Annotated in this window: 16 protein-coding genes; 5 read left to right on the top strand and 11 right to left on the bottom strand. The window is 35.8% G+C overall.

The features are described from left to right. Positions 1 to 95 precede the first annotated feature (95 nt). The 11 genes from CQ046_RS02975 to CQ046_RS02925 form a co-directional block, all read right to left on the bottom strand. Complete coding sequence (locus CQ046_RS02975; RefSeq protein WP_105700833.1) at positions 96 to 545, bottom strand: VOC family protein; 450 nt, start codon at positions 543 to 545, stop codon at positions 96 to 98. A 36-nt stretch (positions 546 to 581) separates the two neighbouring features. Continuing rightward, positions 582 to 1,127, bottom strand: a complete 546-nt coding sequence (locus CQ046_RS02970; protein WP_105700932.1) for an SRPBCC family protein — start codon at positions 1,125 to 1,127, stop codon at positions 582 to 584. A gap of 18 nt (positions 1,128 to 1,145) precedes the next feature. Beyond that, the gene (locus tag CQ046_RS02965) at positions 1,146 to 1,517 is read right to left on the bottom strand and encodes a VOC family protein (protein WP_105700832.1); all 372 of its coding nucleotides are present in this window, start codon (positions 1,515 to 1,517) and stop codon (positions 1,146 to 1,148) included. After that, a complete protein-coding gene (locus tag CQ046_RS02960; protein WP_105700831.1) occupies positions 1,514 to 1,918 on the bottom strand; it encodes a hypothetical protein in 405 nt (134 codons plus the stop codon). Before CQ046_RS02960 ends, CQ046_RS02965 begins: the two co-directional genes overlap by 4 nt. Positions 1,919 to 1,920: 2 nt before the next feature. Next, positions 1,921 to 2,391, bottom strand: coding sequence for a hypothetical protein (locus CQ046_RS02955; RefSeq protein WP_105700830.1), 471 nt, complete (start codon positions 2,389 to 2,391; stop codon positions 1,921 to 1,923). A 12-nt stretch (positions 2,392 to 2,403) separates the two neighbouring features. Next, on the bottom strand, positions 2,404 to 2,859 hold the full coding sequence (locus CQ046_RS02950; protein ID WP_105680689.1) for a DUF1569 domain-containing protein: 456 nt from the start codon (positions 2,857 to 2,859) through the stop codon (positions 2,404 to 2,406). A 445-nt stretch (positions 2,860 to 3,304) separates the two neighbouring features. Continuing rightward, positions 3,305 to 4,510, bottom strand: a complete 1,206-nt coding sequence (locus CQ046_RS02945) for an ABC transporter permease (protein WP_105700829.1) — start codon at positions 4,508 to 4,510, stop codon at positions 3,305 to 3,307. A 66-nt stretch (positions 4,511 to 4,576) separates the two neighbouring features. Next, positions 4,577 to 5,533, bottom strand: coding sequence for an HlyD family secretion protein (locus tag CQ046_RS02940; protein ID WP_105700828.1), 957 nt, complete (start codon positions 5,531 to 5,533; stop codon positions 4,577 to 4,579). 11 nt (positions 5,534 to 5,544) lie between these two features. Then, a complete protein-coding gene (locus tag CQ046_RS02935; RefSeq protein ID WP_105700827.1) occupies positions 5,545 to 6,963 on the bottom strand; it encodes a TolC family protein in 1,419 nt (472 codons plus the stop codon). A 663-nt stretch (positions 6,964 to 7,626) separates the two neighbouring features. Further along, positions 7,627 to 8,115, bottom strand: coding sequence for a serine protease inhibitor ecotin (gene eco, locus CQ046_RS02930; protein ID WP_105700826.1), 489 nt, complete (start codon positions 8,113 to 8,115; stop codon positions 7,627 to 7,629). 156 nt (positions 8,116 to 8,271) lie between these two features. After that, the gene (locus tag CQ046_RS02925; protein ID WP_105700825.1) at positions 8,272 to 14,184 is read right to left on the bottom strand and encodes an alpha-2-macroglobulin family protein; all 5,913 of its coding nucleotides are present in this window, start codon (positions 14,182 to 14,184) and stop codon (positions 8,272 to 8,274) included. 18 nt (positions 14,185 to 14,202) lie between these two features. Between CQ046_RS02925 and CQ046_RS02920 the strand changes: the two genes are divergently transcribed. From CQ046_RS02920 to CQ046_RS23490, 5 genes are all read left to right on the top strand, one after another. Continuing rightward, positions 14,203 to 14,958, top strand: coding sequence for a hypothetical protein (locus CQ046_RS02920; protein ID WP_105700824.1), 756 nt, complete (start codon positions 14,203 to 14,205; stop codon positions 14,956 to 14,958). A 3-nt stretch (positions 14,959 to 14,961) separates the two neighbouring features. Beyond that, the gene (gene recF / locus CQ046_RS02915; RefSeq protein WP_105700823.1) at positions 14,962 to 16,041 is read left to right on the top strand and encodes a DNA replication/repair protein RecF; all 1,080 of its coding nucleotides are present in this window, start codon (positions 14,962 to 14,964) and stop codon (positions 16,039 to 16,041) included. A gap of 292 nt (positions 16,042 to 16,333) precedes the next feature. Next, on the top strand, positions 16,334 to 17,815 hold the full coding sequence (locus CQ046_RS02910) for a carboxylesterase/lipase family protein (protein WP_105700822.1): 1,482 nt from the start codon (positions 16,334 to 16,336) through the stop codon (positions 17,813 to 17,815). 144 nt (positions 17,816 to 17,959) lie between these two features. Further along, positions 17,960 to 18,253: a hypothetical protein gene (locus tag CQ046_RS02905; protein ID WP_105700931.1), complete on the top strand. Its 294-nt coding sequence runs from the start codon at positions 17,960 to 17,962 to the stop codon at positions 18,251 to 18,253. Between the two features lie 109 nt (positions 18,254 to 18,362). Beyond that, positions 18,363 to 18,527, top strand: a complete 165-nt coding sequence (locus tag CQ046_RS23490) for a hypothetical protein (RefSeq protein ID WP_165790454.1) — start codon at positions 18,363 to 18,365, stop codon at positions 18,525 to 18,527. Positions 18,528 to 18,607: the final 80 nt, after the last annotated feature.

Genomic DNA, 18,607 nt, shown 5'->3' with positions numbered 1-18,607 from the left:
TAAAAATTTTCGGGATGCAAATATATACCAAATAAAAAACCGACAAGATCATTGTCGGTAAGTTTTAACTATATTTCGAATACAAAATATAAATCTTATGGGTGTTGCTGCATTTTAGCTGGATCGTCATAGTTTACCATCCAGTTGATTCCGAATTTATCAGAAAACATTCCGAAATAAGCTCCCCAGAAGGTATCTGCCATTGGCATTGTCACCTGTCCTCCTGTAGAAAGGCCTGCAAATAATTTATCAGCTTCTTCTTTAGATTCTGCATTTACAGAAATAGAGAAGTTATTTCCAGCCTTGAAGTTGGAAGACCACTCGCCTCCTGTATCGCTTCCCATCAAAATTGTTTCTTTAGAGATTGGAAGTGAAACGTGCATGATCTTGTTTTTGTCTTCTTCCGAAGTTTCTTTTCCTTCCATTGGAGGCATTTCTCCAAATGTTCCGATGTAAGGATATTCTCCTCCGAAAACAGATTTATAGAAGTCGAATGCTTCTTTGCAATTTCCGTTGAATGTCAGGTAAACGTTTACTGTTGCCATAATTGTTTTGTTTTTTTAAGTTTAGTTTTGTATTTTTTATTGAGGTTTTTCAGATAAAGCTTTTAATTTTGAAAGTCCTTTCTGATAGTCTTTTCCAATAGCATTGTCCATATTCATAAACAGCTTTATCAGTGTAAACGGATAAGGAATCTGTGATGTAAATCCCCATGTTGCCTTGCTTCCGTTTCCTTCGGGTACTATTGTTACATAAGCGTTTGCTTCACTTTCATATGGAGTAAGAAATTTGATTTCCGTTTCTATTCTTTTACCTGCTTCATCTACTTTTTTTACTTCCTGACATCCTTTTCCTGCATTTTCATTTTTACTGTCCCAGCAAACTTTTTCTCCGGGTTGTCCTGCTGTACCAGTCCAGTCCTTTTTCATATTGGGATCAAGCTCATTCCAAGGGCTCCATTGATCCATTGCTTTGAGGGAATTGGTATTTTGCCATACTTTCTCTACCGGAGCGTTGATAGAAATTGTTTTTTCATATTTGCAATCCCCTGAAATAAAAGCAGCCACAACTAACAAAATGATTAGTAATGCGGCTAAAAATAAAATAATTCTTTTAAATGTTTTCATCATGAATGTGTTTTAGTGTTATCTGTGTTGATCTATAAGAATCATATTTCCATCGGGATCTTTCAGATAAATATGTTCTGGTCCTGAAGTGGTTTCATCAGCTTCTTTTCCGATTTCTATTCCGCTTTCTTTTAATTTTCTCTGAATTTCGCGCACATCATCAAAAGATTCAAGATTCTGTGCATTTTCGTCCCATCCAGGATTGAAAGTAAGCATATTTCCGTCAAACATTGCCTGAAAGAGCCCTATCAACGTAGAACCGTTTTTCATGATCAGATAATTGCTTTCTGCAGTTCCTGCCATGGTTGTAAACCCAAGTTTCTCATAAAAGTCTCTGGATTTCTGAAGATCTTTTACACTTAAGCTGATTGAAAAAGCTCCTAATTTCATATTTTTTTTGTTTTTAAAGCGAGTTGATGTCCTACGAAAACCAGTCCCCAAACAAGGATTCCCAAAATCCAGAACCAGATTGGCGTAGGCAAAGACATCATCATGTAAATGGTGATCAGTAAAAAAATGATTCCACAGATTACGGCTGCAGTATATTTTCCGTTATTTGAAATTTTTGAAGCTGTAAACCCGGAAGCAACTGCTGCCAAAGCATACGCCAGAATGATAAAAAACAGAGCCATAAAAGGAGCTTCACTTACGTAGACTTTCAGCGCATTCATATCTCCGGCCCCTGCTTCTGCAGGAGGAGGATACAGATAATGTCCTATATTTTCTACCCCGGTAATACAGAGAGAACCCACAATAATCCCAGCCAATACCGCTAATATTCTTCTCAGCATACTTATTGGTTTTTTAAATGGGTCTTAAAGTTTATCGTTCCATCATAACTTTTCCAGTCACCTATAAGTTCGATGTACTGTCCTTCAATCTTTTCTGTTTTTTTATTCCATTTGAAGTTATAAACAAACTTTCCTTTAAAAAGTCCGGAATGTTTTCCTTTATTTTCTTCTGCCAGTTCATATTCTCCAAACACGGTTCCCTGCTTCTTGGAATCTTTATATTTTGAAATGGTAATCTTCCCTTCAAATTTGGCATAGCTGGTATCCACGAGAGAATATCCTGAAACAAAATATTCCTGATCATTCTTTTTATTTTGTTCAGAAATATTGATCTTCAGTTTCAGTTCCTGACCTTTGTTTCCAATGGTTCCTATGTAAGGTTTGCTATTATTGAGCCAGGTATTGGAGATATCCGGCATCTGCCCCAATGCAAAATTGGCCACAAGAATGAGGAGTAATAAAAGTTTTTTCATAGTGTGTGATTTTTAAACGCCAAATTGTGCCAGATGGTGGTTCAAATGTTTGGCAAACATATTATTCCATTCCTGGGAATTTAGTTTTCCGAAAGAAAAAGATTCTTTACCATCGAACGCATCTGCTCCCAACTGTTGTGTCTTCTGAATAAAACCAATCAACCTTGTTTTTTCTTCATGAAAATTCTTTCTGGTGGTAATCAAAAACTGTGGAGCCGTAGGGGAATCTCTTGGATAAGCTTTTTCTCCTACTACTTTTGGTTTTACGAAAGTTTTTAATATAAATTTTGCAATAGCTCCCGGCTTTTTGTGCTTTTCCGGTTCGTAGATCATTTCATAGGTGATAGAACAGTGTGCCAGCATTTGGTCCACTGTCATTTTCCCCCACAAACCATGGGTATCTTCTACCAGTCTGTTGATTCTATCAATATAGTTTTGAGCATCTTTTGCATCAAATACATTTTCCATATAATTTCTATTTTACTATGGACAAATATATCAGTTTTTTTGTTTGATTTTATCGTTGAGTTAAAAAATTGAGGGGTGTGATGCGAGGTTCGAGTTGTGGGTTATTGTTGCGGGGTTCGAGTTGCGAGTTGCTAGTTTGTGATTAAGTGTAGGGATAAAGGTTGAGGGTTTTATGTCGATAAGCTACGGGATGCGGGTTTCGGGGTTTCGGGGTTTCGGGGTTTTGGGGTTTTGGGATGCGGAACTTTGGGGTGTGAAAATGTAGAGTTTGGTTGATACAGGTTGTTTTGTTTTTTGAATTATTTCTTGATGTTATTATTTTGAATGGCTTCATGTAAATATTAATAACCATTCAACTAATTCAACTATCAACTAGAAACTAGCATCCAATCAACCAGAAACCAGCAACAAATTAACCAGCAACCAGCAACTAGAAACAAAAAAACTACTCAATCTCCTCAGAAATATTCTCAACCTCGATTTCCTGTGACGCAGATTTTTTGAAAATAAACCAGAGTTTGATCTTTAAAGCAATCCAGCCTATAATGGCGTATACCACTAAAAGAATGCTTAAATGTTTCAAATAAGGGAAAGTAAGTTCCACAGAGCCTTTTTGAATCAATAAAATTTTGAAAGCCTGTAAAAAGGGAGTTAAGGGAATAATATTCGCGATAAATTGTACAAAAGCAGGCATTGCACTCAAAGGCCATGTAAAACCACTGATAATGAAGGCCGGGGATGCAATAACCATCAGGATTTGTGTAGCTTTCAAAGCATCCGGAATCAGAATACTGATGAATACCCCTAAAAATGAAACGGATCCTACGAAAACGGCTGTCAGAAGAATAAAATTAAGAATCCCTTCCGGCATCGGAACCCTGAAAATCATATGCATAAAGTAGTAAACACCTACAATAAGAATAGAAAATACCCAGATTGGAATCACTTTTATCAGCATGGTTGGGAAAGCCCATTTTTTCATTTTCAGGTATTCTTTTACGAAAGATCCTCTTTCAAATTCGGCGGCAAAACTTACTGCCATTGCCAACAGAATTACCTGTTGTAATACCACAGCCAGCATCGCAGGCCACATAAAAATCAGATAGTTTCCGGTAGTATTAAAAAGGGTAATATAATTGGCTTTGAAAGGTTCATATTGTGTAGCAGCTTTTGCAGCGGGCATTCCTGCTTTTTGAAGGGCTTTAATGGAAGCTCCGGCAGAAAATGTTCCTATGGTGAGCTGAAGTGCTTTGGAAGCAAAATTGGCCGTTAAAACATTTCCTGTATTGATATAAACATTCAGTTCAGGATATTTTTTCTGAAGCATATCTCCTTCAAATCTTGATGGAATAATCACCACAGCTGCTGCTTCATGTCTGATCACCTCATCTTTGATGCTCAGAGGTTCCTGCAGATATCTGATAATTTTAATGCTTTTATTATCAGACAGCATTTCCGTCAATTGATTGGACAAAGGTGTATTATCTCTATCCACGACCAATACAGGCGTATTTTCAACTTTTCCGCTTTTGTAGACAAACCCCAGCAAAGTCGCATAGAAAACCGGTGCCAAAAAGAACACTGTTCTTAAGGTAGAATTGCCAATAAAAAGTTTGAACTCACGTTTCAAAAGACGGAAAAATTCTTTCATCTGTATATTTTTATGTGTTGAAGAACAAAATGAAGCTCAATACAAGCTCCATCCCTTCTTTTCAATTTATTTCAGGATTACGTTGGCATTGACTAAAATACTTTTAGCCTTATTCATGTCTTTGGGCTTTACTTTGATCTCGTAAATCGCATCCTGCAGCTGATAGTCAGGGTAAGCTGTTGTGATATCTGCATACTTTGTAAGCTGTTTGATGTATACAATATTTCCTGTCAGGTTTTCTTTGTTATACACCACCTGCATGGTCACCTCCTGCCCTTTTTTGTATTTTGAAATGGCACTTTCCGGGATGGTAAATCTGAAATAAGTACTTTCCGGAATATATCCGTTAAACAAAGCAAAACCAGCTGTTGCCAATTCACCCGTATTTAAGCTGATTGTTTCTATTTCCATGTCATTGGTGGCGATGATATATCTTTCAGAATAGGCTACATTGGCTTCCTGTAAAGCTCCTTTGGCTTGTGAAGCCTGCCCTGCAGCCATTTCAATTTTTTCGAAACGGGTTCCTCTGTTTACGTCGTCGAGTTCTGCTACCACAGCATCATACTGAGCTTTTGCACCTTGTAATTTTGCATAAATTTCGTCATGAGCCTGCGGAGACATTAAGCTGTCACGAAACATATTATTGGCTCTTTTGTAAGATTTCTGGGCGAATTCATATTGTTCCTTCAATCCTTTATATTTGGCCTGAAGTTGTCTCAGCTGATCGGCTGTTGCTCCGTTTTTAGCCATCTGCTCCTGAGCTGAAGCAGCGTTTACAGCTCCTTGAGCCTGTGCTATTTTCGCAGAAACCTCCGGAACATCAAGCTGAGCCAGAGTATCTCCTTTTTTCACGGTCTGACCTTCGGAAACATATATTTTTACAATCCTTCCGGTAACTTTAGGAGCGAAAGAGATCACATCCTTTTTAGTTTTTCCTTCAGGTTCTTTAATTTTTTCATTTTTTTTATCACAGCTCCCCAGCAAAAACAGAGCAGCGAAGAGTATAAATATATTTTTATGCATCATTTAAATTTTTAAGGGATTAAATAAAATTTGGTGATATCCAGCTCCTGGGTAGACCTCATCAGTTCTATTCCCGCTCTTCTCTGGTTGAAAATGGCATTCTGATACTCCAGTTCTGAGGCTTCAAGATCATTTTCTGCATCAATAAGCTGTGAAGATTTACTCATTCCGTATCTGAATTCTTTTTCTGCCTGTACCAATGCATTTTTTGCCAATTCTTTTTCTTTAGCTTTCAAGGTGATCTGTGCAGAAGCAATATCATAATTGGTTTGATTATTGGCCAGATTTAAGGTCAGTTTTTTCAAAGCATCTTCTTTCTGGTTTTGTAGTACTTCTTTCCCTACTTTGGCGGTTTCTTCGGCATGTTTTCCTTCTTTACCATCGAAAATCTCCCATTTAAAACCTACTCCAGCCGTGATCAACGGAAATACATTGATATTATTAGGTCTCCAGTCCAGTTTTTTGCCTTCATATCCAAGGATTGGCACTGCGGGAATAACGTTTTCTGAAGATTTTATTCTATTCCCATACAAACCGATATAATATGCGGAAGCCATCAGCTGTACTTTAGGAATCATCCACGTTCTTTCTGCTTTTATTTTATAATCTGCAGCGCTAATCCCATGTTCCAATGCACGGATTTCAGCTCTTTGCTCTATTCCTTTTTCTGCTGCAAGTAATTCTACCGGAGATAGCACCGGATCAATCATTCTAAGCCTATCTCTTTGAATCCCTGTTAAAATATAAAGCTGGGTAAGAAGGAGTTCTTTTTTTCCTTCATATTCTACCATTTTAGCATCTAAAGTTGCCTGAGCCAATTCGATTTTCTTATGATCGTAAGGTGTAATCAAGCCGTAACCAAGAGCTTTGTCAGCTGTTTTTCTGTTGATATCCAGTCTTTTTTTACTTTCGTCAAGTACTTTTTTAGACTGATGAATCAAAGCTAACTGGTCATATGCTTTAGAAATAGTGGCAATGACTTCATCTTTTGTTTTCTCCAGAAGGATATCTTCAGACTTTTTCTTTTCTTCCACCGCTTTTTTCATGTACTTGACCTTTCCTCCTGAATACAGAAGCATTTTGGCATCTGCCTTGGCAATACCTGAAAATCCTGATACGTTGAAATTATTGTTGAAAGCCCCTTCAGGAATATTGATAAAGGGAGCGAGATTGAATTCAGGTGACGTCAGTCTTGCTGTTCCATTGAGATAACCGGCCTTACCACTCAATTCCAAAGTTGGAAGAAAGATGTCTTTCAGTTTATGTTCGTCAAGATCAGTAAGTTTATTTTGGGTAATCTGCATTTTAAGGTTCGGATCCCGAACCATAGCACTATCCAGAAGTTCTTTAAAATCCGGCGCAGACTGTGCCCAGCCAAAAGCAGGGAAAGCAAAAAAACTAAACGTAAAAATCAATAAATTGTTTTTCATGGTTTATGTTTATAACAAATATAATGCAAAAAAAGGTAAAATACTTAAAGATAATTCTACAAAGTAGTGAATTTAAAGTAAGTTTAAAATACGTTTAAGTATAAAGCCTTATAAAATACAGTTTTGCCCGAAGTGTTTAAATGTTAATTAAAACTTAAAAAATTTCGAAAAAATATTTAACTCTACTTTTTTCATACTACTTATAAAGCATTTTTATCAGGAAATAAAAGGATTTAAGAGCATTATTCCAGAAAAATAATCTGTAATATTTTATTCTAAACTTTAAAATTTGGATTCCTGCTCAGTGGATATGATTTTGATAAAACGATTTGTACGATCAGCAAAATTTGTAAAAAATGAAATACTTATTTATTGTTATCAAGTCGCTCATGAGTTTATGTTTTGGGTAAAGCCTAAGGAATTAAATCATTTTATCAAACGGGCTAAAGCCCGTTCCTATTGAATAAAATCGTGCATATTATCTTTATTTCTATTCTGAATTTTGGAGACTGGATTCCTGCGGAATGACAGACTAGATGGATATACTTTGGGAATAATTATCTGCTCAATCAACAAAATCTGTGAGAGATACTATCAATTAAAAACAAAAGCTCCCCACATCACTGTGAGGAACTTTCTATTTTATTACGATAATAAGCTGATCTATCTTTGAACTGCTTTTTTCATATTAGCGTCAGGACGTAAAATTCTGTAACGAACTTCGATATCTTTTGGTACGTAAAATACCAATGGAAGTTTACTGTTGTATCTTACGGTTTCGGGTTTTAGGGTAACAAACTTCTTAGTCTGTTTTTGGCCAGGGCATCCCATCAATGTTCCGGCTGTTTCACCTTTAGATTCTACTTCATAATAGTTGTATCCCCATCCCTGAAGATCCTGAGTTTTCATTTCTCCCATTAAGAAATAATTGTTACAGTCTACCATTTTCTCAGCGCCTACAAAAAGCTCAACTTTTAAATCGTTTTCGTTTTTGGCTACGGGAAGCTGAATATATACTTGCTTATATCCTTCTTTTGCTTTTGGGAACATTTCAATCTGTAGTTTTTCAAACTTTTCTGCTTTCTTTTGTGCGAAAGCATTTACTCCAGCCATTAATACTAATCCTGTGATTAAAGTTTTAGAAAATTTCATCTTTTAATAATTTTTTTAATTGATACTATCTTAATTCCAAAAACCATTCCAAAATTAAACATTTGTTTGGTTTTTTTGATTTGATTCTATTTTTATTTGAAATCTTTCCACAAAAAAACTGCAGTAAAAAAATTACTACAGTTTTTTGTTTATCATTTATTCTGAAATAGCAACATTACTTCCTTTTGTATGGGCATTCATCTGTGGTGCGTAATAATTCTGCATCGTTGTAATTCCGTTGGAGAATTTACCGGATGCATTGGCTACCACATCATATTCAAAAACATATTTTCCTTTCGGAATATATTGAATATAGAAATTGGTAGAGGCATCTTTAGTCGATTGATAATATCCGAGGTTATTTTTCCATTGATATCCTGAAAGTGTATCTACCGGCTCAAATCCTGCTGCACGCATATCTTTAATATGAATAAACTCCATAGCTCTGTCTGTGTTCAGAATCATTCTTACCGTTACTTTGTCTCCTACTTTCAATGGTGTTTCGGTTGAGATTTTCTGAAGTTCTTCTCCGTTCACCGTTTTTACTTTTTTATAAAGTTCTTTTGTTACAGAGATATAATTTTCAGAAGATTTGATTTTATCCAAATCTTCATAATACTGCCAGAATAATCCTCCCTGAACAATTCCCGGACCAGGTTTGGTAACCGTTACAGTTGCTAAGTTTTTATCTACAGCTTCTGGTTTCAATGTTGATTTCACATAGCCTGTAGCTTGTGTCTGAGGAGCTAATTCTTTTCCGCCCCAAACAATGGTGGCTTTATCACTTTCTGTTCCGGTCCATGATTTTCCTGAATTCAAAATGGTAAAGATCACTTCTGCAGTACCTCTTGAGCTTCCCCACGAGTTGACTTCTTTTTGGGTTACCAGCCAGATTTTCACGTCTTCAATAAAGTTTTGATCGTTAGATTGCAACTTATTGAATGCTTCCAGTGCTCCGGCATGGTTTACTACTTTTGAACCGAACCATCCCCAATCATTTAAGTTTTGTTTCCAATAGACACCTTGTGTTTTGGTATCTGTGGAAGTTTCTTTAAGGTAGGTCATTAATTTAGAAGAAACATCTTTCAGACCGTAATCGTTCATTAATAATGCAGCACGGTGAAGTCCAAAGAATGTAAAATCTGTGATCTTCGCGGTTTTTGCTTTCTGTTTCACCAGTGTTTTCAGAGTGGCACCTTTTCCTTTTAAAGGATATTGTTGTTCCCAATAGTTTCTGGTATCCAAATAATCCATAGCCCAATTGTTCCAGACATCCCCTTTCTTCACATCGAAATATTTGTTCACCTCATTGTCTACATACTGAATCAATTTGGTTACCATCGTTTTCTGTTCTGAACTTTGATAGTCTTTCACATTATCTTTTAACCAAGAATTGATTTTTCCAAGGTTTTTAAGGATATACAATGATGTTCCGTAAGAACTTGGATAACCAGGATACCAAGAAAATCCACCGTCAGGGTTCTGCAATTTTTTGAAATCATCCCAATCCTGATTGATAGAGTTTTTCATGGTATTGACATCAAATAGTAATACCAGTTTCTGCATCTGCTCACCCTCATTTTTACTTTCCAATACCCAAGGAGTTTCTTCCAGCAACAATTGCTTCAATTCCTGATTTTTCTCAAGATTTGAATTCAATAATCCTTTGTTCTGATATTCCTCGAAAATAGTTTTCATTTTCGGATTGGCTTTGAATATTTCTGAAGCCAGCACATCTGCAAACCATTTATTAAAGATTACATCCGCAGAGTTATTCTGATCATTTTTCAGACTTGGAAGGGCAAACATGATTTCCCAGATCGGATTGGTTGTCAGTTCTAACGTATTGGAAACATTAGAAGCTGTTGTAGAAGTATTATTTTTAAGGTTATCCAAGACAAATGTTTTGGTTTCGCCCTCTTTTACAAAAACCGGAACGGCATCAGTCACCAGCATTCTGTTGGGTAATACGGCAACAGCCTGTTGTTCTCCATCAGAATAAACTCCTGCTTTGGCAACCACTTTGAAAATAACTGAAGAAACATTATCCGGCACCTTCAATTTCCACGTCAATGCACTGCTTCCATTTTCATTTAAGTTGAAGTTTTGTACTCCTGAAATGATTCCGAATTTTGAAGATATATTTTCATTGGTAAAGGCATCCAGAATCTGTAATTCGGCAGAACCGTTTAGTTTTTTATCGGTAAGGTTTGACAGTTTCGACTGTAGATTCAGTTCGTCTCCTTCTCTCAGGAATCTCGGATAGTTTGGCGTTACCGAGAATTCTTTCTGGGTTACCACTTCTTTTTCCAACGTAGTCGCTCTTGCATCCTGAGTGTGGGCAAGGAACATTAATTTCCATTTTGTCAACGCTTCCGGAGAAGTGAATTCAAAACTTACATTTCCTTCTGTATCGGTTTTCAAATCCGGATAGAAGAATGCAGTTTCGTTCAAATTCTTACGAACAGCTACTTTTTCCAGGTCTTTTTCTACATCATCATGATCTAAAACACCGTCTGCATCTGCTGCCATCTTTGGGGCTTTTAAAGGTTCGGGAACTACATTCTGAATAACCTCCATTCTATTTTCTGCGATAGCTTTTCTCCTAATTCCCATTGCCTTCCCAGCAATTGGTGATGGTGGAGCCATATTACTTTCAACCATCACTCCGGCTGCCTGTCCCTGCAATGTGTAGAAAAGGTTGCCATCAAACCAGTTAAACTGCGGAATCTGTACTTCTCTGCCTTCGAAATATCTTAGTCTCTTCTGATAACTTTCCTGTTGCAGATAATTTTTGATTCCATAAGAAGTAACAATTACAAATGGGGTGTACAATTTTCTCCAACTGTATGTGTTTGCTGCAAACTGATCCAGAGACATATCATACATATTGGCTAATACTTCTGCATTGATCTTTTCTTTGTCATTTCCGGTTACTTTTACCGTCCATTTTTCTTTTGCATTTGGTTCAAGCTTATCTCTGAAGGTTACTGTTTCTATTTTTAAAGGTTTTTCTGGGTCTTTTATTTTTAAGGAAACAGATTCTGTATTCACGTCATTGAATGCTACCAGCTGAAACTGAAGGTTCAGATTTGATACACTTTTATCTTTAGAAATTTCAGCAATATATTCTAATACTCCTTTTTTCATCTGATGAACCTCTGAAACCGTTTTTCCTGATCCGTCCTGTACAAAAACATTTACCAAAGCATCAGGAACTGCTGAGTAAACATAAACTTTCGCTTTTTCTCCTCTTGACAATTCTTCTTTTGGAGCAATGACTGTAAGGAATGTTTTTTGAGTTGATTTTAACGCTGTTTTATCCCAAACGCTGAAATACTGTGAAGTTTTGATCGTATCTTTTCCTTCCATATTGAAAAGCTCCAGCTGGTAATCTCCTGTTTCCAGTTTTCCTAAATCAAGATTGGTTGAAAGCTGAGCATTGTCAGCGGACGGCTGCTGTTGTCTTTCAATCAGTACTTTTTCGGTTTTCCAGTTTTTGATCTCATCATTTTTATCAAAAAGATCATGTGGGAATTTGCTGATAAATTCTTCTTTTGAATATTTCGGCAGATTCTGAACATCAGATTTGAAATTATCTCTGAAAATTCTATCAGGAGCTGTCAGTTTTGACAACTTAACCTGATAGGCTTTCTTAAGATTCTGATCGTTGTAATTTTTGGTTTCTACCTTTACGTTCACATTTTCATCTGCAAAAATATTGCTGATGTTTTCTGCCTGGATGTAGTGAGAAACCGAAGCTACTTTTAATTGTGTATTGGCAGTTTGTGTTTCTCCGTTAATATCTGTAACAGAAGCATTGATCGCATAATTATCAATCTGTATTCCTTCCAGTTTTTCATCTTTTTTAAGCTCCAAATGAATGATAAACTCTCCTTTTTCATTGGTTTTTGCTTCACCCAAAATGGAATTTTCATTCTCATCATTCTGCGGGTACCAGCTGAAATATCTCCATCTGATATTTTGTTTTTTGATTTCGTAGTTCACTGTCGTATTGCTCAACGGAACACCGGAGAACATGACAGCTTTTCCTTTTAGTTCTATAGTCTGACCGTATTTATACTCCTCTTTTACAGGATCAAAGGTTACTTCAAACTTAGGTCTTTTGTATTCTTCTACTCTGAAATTTTTATACCCCTGGCTTTCACCATCTATTCTCAGATAAAAGTTACCGTTCAGTTTTCCTTTCGGAAGGATGAAACTTCCGTGATAAGAACCAAATTCATTGGTGGTGAATTCCTGCGAAGACACCTCTTCGCTATTGGTATTCAACAAAGTTATTTTTTGCTTTAATCCCGAAAGTACTGATTCAATCTCCTTATTCATTCTTGTATTGATCACCTTGAAATAAACAATCTGTCCGGGACGATAGATTCCTCTGTCTATGAAAATCTGAGCTGTTGAGCGTGTTTGTTTATTAGGATTATAATCATCAGCATACCCTCTGTTTCCATAGACCTGCATGATCTGAAAATCATTGGTTTTAGGCTGGTGAATCAGGAAAGTTCTGTAGTAGTCTTTATTTTCAGAAGAAGGAAACTTAAATACTCCGTTGGCATTAGTTGTTCCATCAATTTTAGTTAATGTTTTATTGGAAACAAATTCATAAAACTGAAGACCTTCATTGGCTAAAGGTTTCCCATTTTCACTGTTCACCAATTTCAATTCATCAGAAAGAGGTTTTCTGTCTGTTTTAGATTGATAGATGATTCTGTTTCCTGAAACCAGAAAATAAAAATTTTGTCTGGAATCTGTATCTTTCATATCCGCTCCTGCAACGGTAAATTCTGCAACATACACTCCGGAAGGAAGCGGTTTTACCTCCAATGAAGTTTTATGATTCTGATAATCCTTAGGATCCGGAAGCTGGAATGTTTCTTTCCTTACCAAGTTCTTTTTTAATTTTCCAAAAGTATTGGAGTAAGAATCCTGAACATATTGAAGTAATGAGATAAAATCATCTTTTACTTCATAAATATTCAATGTAAATTCTGATACATTCTGGTATTCTGCCACAAAATGAATCGGCAGATTATTCTGAGTCTGAGATTCGTATTTTAAGTTCAGATATGGGTTGACAATCTGAGCTTCTTTACTTTTGATATTTCCAAGGAAAAGAGATTTTGGATATTCACTTTTTGCCTGTGAAGCTACTGCAAGAGCTTCTTTAGGCTTCTTCTGATTAATAAGTTCATCCATGATATCTCCCATGATCGTTACCTTATAATCTCCATCCACATTAGATTTTATCAGATTCTGAAGCTGTTGAAGCTTATCTTTACAATGATTGAAATTACAGCTTTCTGTAATCTTCTCTTTCATGAAATAGAGTTTCGTATTCCCGCTGTTCTGTGCAATCAGTTCATCATAAATTGCATTAATTGTTGTACGGTTTGCTGTCAGTTCATTTTTAGTGAAGATATTATTTTCAGACAAAAACGCTATTTTTTTTACTGCATACCACTCCGATAGCGTTGGGAAATAAGAGATATCATCTGTTCCGGAAAAAACATTCTTATATTTTTCCAGAGAGATTTTTTTCATTTCAGGTTTCTCCTGATCAAGATCCTGATAATTTTTCGTTAAATAGTTTTTGAAATCAAGCTTGCTCCAGGTTTCAATCTGTGAAACATCCTGAGAATTGATATTGGTTCTTCCGTTTATTTTCCATGAATTCTGATTGTAATAATCCATGAAGAAACCATTCAACAGGACTTTGTAAACCAGCTTTCCTTCACCGTTTATCTTGCCCTCTGCATCTTTAAGTTTTTTGAAGAACTGAGAAGCGGCATCATTCTGATCGTCATCCACAGTTTGGTTTACAATACTGAACTCCGCTTTCAAAGAACGGATCAGCTCGAACGCATTATTTTCTTTCATGGCTTGTTTTTGTATGTCTAAAATAATGGGAAGATTAGATTTATAAGCTCCTTTTGTACTGTTATCAGCCACTTTTTTCCATTGGGTATCATAATATTTCTGTGCGGATACCGTTGAAAAGCTCAGCATTACAAGCAAAAGCAGAAAAATCTTGGAAAATCTTTTCATATATATTAATTTTGATAAATGAACATCTTAAAAATACTGAAAAAAACTGTCATAGACAGCCAGATTTATGTCTCTCTTATGGGAACTCTTTTTGCAGTATTTTTCATGAAAGAGCAAAACACATTCCGTTTCCCTACTTTTGCACTTATTTTCATCACTTATTTCAGTGGTTATCTGTATACTAAATACCAATACACCATGCATTTTTTCAAAATAGTGGTCATCAATGCCATTGCAGGAATCATCTGTGCTTTTTTAATCATTCATAATCATAATGAAATAAGACTTTTGAAATGGTTCATTATTGTAGTTTTGGGATTGCTTTACAACAGTTTTTTTCTTGATGTTTATATCCGGAAAATTCCTTTGCTGAAAGTTTTTTATGTAGGATTGGTATGGGCGTTGGTCAATTGTTGGCTTACTCTTCCAGAATTCAGTATACCTATTTTTCTGATCAGCTTCTTCTTCATTACTGCTCTTGTTCTTCCCTTTGATATTCGGGATATGAACAGTGATACCGTAAAAACTTTTCCTATGCTGATAGGCGTGGACAACACCAAATACATTGCTTACACCCTTGTTTTCATCAGCAATATGATCGGGATCTTCTATCTTGACTTATCTTATGCCATTTCTTTTTTTATGGCCAGCATTGCAACTTATATTCTTATCTATTTCTCTGATAATAAAAGAGATGACGCTTATTATTCATTCGGGGTAGAAACTTGTTCGGCACTTCCTTTTTTATTTTTACTAATAATGGAGTATTTTTGACGAATGATTATCAAAAAGCTTTCCCTCTACAATTTCAAAAATCACTCTGAGAAAAACTTTGAATTTTCCCCGCAGATCAACTGTTTTGTGGGTAATAACGGTGTGGGAAAAACCAATATTCTGGATGCTTTGCATTATTTGTCGGTAGGAAAAAGCTTCTTAGGAAATACAGATTTTAACAATATTAAAAAAGAAGAAGACTTTTTTACCATTGATGCTGAAATTCTGAATGAAGACAGTGAAGATATCATCAGGATTACCCAGCCCAAAGAGGCTAAAAAAGTGATCAAGAAAAACGATAAAAGTTATGATAGACTTGCTGATCATATTGGCTACCTTCCAAGTGTGATGATTTCGCCCTATGATTCTAATCTTATTTCAGATTCCGGGGAAAGCAGACGTAAGTTTCTGGATGCAATGATTTCTCAAACAGATTCGGAATATCTTTTTGATCTTATCCAATATCAGAAAACGATTCAGCAGCGAAATGCTTTATTGAAATATTTTGCCAAAAACAGAACATGGGACAAAGATTCTTTGGAAATTTATGATGACCCGATCACCAGATTTGGGACAAAAATTTTTAAGAAAAGAAAAAAGTTTGTAGAACAACTCAACCCTATTGTTCAGAATTTCTATCAGATTATTTCCGGTGGAAAGGAAACTGTATCAGTAATTTATGAATCTCATTTGCTGGAAGATTTTTTTGAAAATCTTTTAAAAGGCAGCCTTGAAAGAGACCGCATGCTGACTTATACTTCAAAAGGAATTCATAAGGATGATCTTCTTTTTGAAATGGATCATGTTTTAATCAAAAAAATAGGCTCTCAGGGACAGCAAAAATCCTTCCTGATTTCTTTAAAACTGGCTCAGATGAGTCTTGTAAAAGAACTCACCAAAAAGACTCCTATCCTCTTGCTTGATGATATTTTTGATAAGCTTGATGATACCAGAGTTTCACAATTGATAGAACTTGTCAACAAAGAAAGTTTTGGACAGATTTTCATCACGGATACTCATAGAGAGCGCACTGAAAGTGTGGTGAAAAAAATTAATGAGGAAAGTATAATTTTTGAAGTGTAATCCAGAATTTATATGCGGATTTATAGATTATAATATCACCTATAATTGACACTAAATTCTTTAAACTAAGCAATCCCTAATATATATTTGTACAGCTATATTATCTATACCTTCATCAATTCTTTGAATAAATTTTAAACCTAACTATCAATCAATTACAAAACGTGTGATATATCTGTGATATGTTTTTTTTGGAAACCAAATTGTTTTTTATCACCTTGCAATAAAAAAATTTAATTAATTTTTTATCCTCGAATATTGTTAACTTACAAAAACATTTTTTACAATTATTATGCAATCTTTACACACAGTTACTACTCAATATGGAGGTGTTAGCGGTATTAAAACCAGCAATGGTATATTAACATTTAAAGGTATACCGTATGCTGCCCCACCAGTAGCCGCAAATCGTTTTCAACCCCCAAAGCCTCCGATGCCATGGACTGGTGTAAAGGACGCAACAAAATATGGAGCTACTCCACCTCAATTAACGCCTAAAGCCGGACCATTTGCAGAATTGCTGCCCAATGTGGTAATTCCCGGAGATGATTATTTGAATCTTAATATCTGGACTTCGGACACCACCGAAAAAAAACCTGTAATGGTTTTTATTTATGGGGGTGCTTTTGTTCTTGGCTCAGGTGCAGTTCCAGCTTATGATGGTAGTAATTTTGCTCGGGATGGTGTTGTTTTGGTAACAATAAACTATAGAATTGGTATTGAAGGTTTTTTGTGGTTTGGCGATGGAGTGCCCAATCTTGGAATGCTTGATCAAATTGCCGCTCTAAAGTGGATCAGGGACAATATTTCCAACTTTGGTGGTGATCCTGATAATGTCACCATCTTTGGTGAATCTGCAGGCGGAATGAGTGTTTGTACATTACTCGCTATGAAAGAAGCACAGGGTCTGTTTAGACGGGCAATTGCAGAATCAGGGGCAGGACATTCAGTCATCAGCCCTTCCTCAGCAAAGCTTATTGGTACGAGGCTTGCAGAAATACTTGGTGTGGCACCCACACGAGAAGCAATTGGAGAGGTAGATATTGAAAAGGTTTTTGCTGCACAAGATCAATTGTCATCTGAAATTATGGCAAAACCTTTAGTGGAATTATGGGGTGAGGTTGCATTCAACTTAATGCCCTTTGAACCGGTTGTTGATGGCCATTTATTAACTGCAACTCCAATAGAATGCATTGCCAATGGAGCTGGTAAGGATGTGGAGATTCTTATTGGTACCAATAGTGAGGAGTTCAGGTTATTTCTTGTCCCTGATGGTATCCTTTCTAAGGTTACAGATTCTGCTTTGAATATTGCCGCTTCCGCTTATGGACTATCCGAAAAATCTATTCAAACCTACCGAACTAATCGTCCTGATAGTTCTCCTGGTGATGTTCTAAGTGCTATTATTACAGATTGGTTTTACCGTATACCAGCATTACGGGTTGCTGAAAAACATGAGAAAACATACGTATACGAATTTGCATGGGGTTCGCCTGCATGCAATAATTTGCTTGGTGCCTGCCATGGCGTTGAGCTTGGTTTCGTATTTGACAATCTAACAAATACCGGTTTTACCAAAATGTTAGGTAATCATCCTCCACAACAATTGGCCACTACTGTTCATAAAGCATGGGTGGATTTTGCCACTAATGGTAATCCTGGTTGGGATATTTATGATACTCATAACCGTATATCTATGCGTTTTGATGTTGTATCACAAATTACTGTTGATGACAGGTCTGATGAACGTTCTATATGGGATGGAATCAGGTAATGATGTATCAGCACTAAGAATAAATTGAATATTTGTTAATGATAACAATAGTATTAAAACATTATTTATCAAATTGATGGTTGAAGGATTTCATTTATCTGAATGAAAAGCAGACATGAAACCTACATGCCGAAAGCCTACTTTATGAATAAGAAAAAACGTGAATATCAATCCTCTGAACTGGTCAAATCTTTTGCCAGAATTTATGGCTTTGAGCACAAACTTATTGCTTTTGACATTAAAGATTTCCTTGAAGAATATCTTGATGAAAGCCTTTTTAAGGAAATAAGAAGCGTCAATATTGAAAATAAGTGTATCGTAATTAAAATTGATTCTCCTTTACTGAAGCATGATTTTAAGATGCGTAAAAGCTTTTATCTCAAAAAATTTCAGGATAAATTTGGAATTGAGAATTTTAGGGATCTTCAGATTTTATAGGAATAAAGGGATTATATCCATATAAAATAATTCACTAATGTTGAAATTATTTTGAATTCATTGGATTTAATATGTATCTTTAGTACTCATTAATAACTCATTTTTAACTATGAAAAAGATACTTAAATCAAAGAAATTATCAAGAGAAACGTTAAAGATAACTCAAGGTGCGGGACAAATGGTTTGCTGTGCTGTAAGCTGTGGAGATCTTAGTCAATGTGTTTTTTGGGAGCAACTTCCTGCAGAATGCCCGGAACTTCCATACTGTCTTTAAAAGTTAACTATAGAAAAATGCTATCCTCGGGTAGCATTTTTTGATATAATTCAAGTATAATTCAATATTAATTGATATAT

Source organism: Chryseobacterium sp. MYb7, from assembly GCF_002979455.1.
Lineage (GTDB): Bacteria > Bacteroidota > Bacteroidia > Flavobacteriales > Weeksellaceae > Chryseobacterium.
The sequence above is the reverse complement of the archived record's forward strand: the minus strand, read 5'-3'. Positions and strand labels throughout refer to the sequence as shown.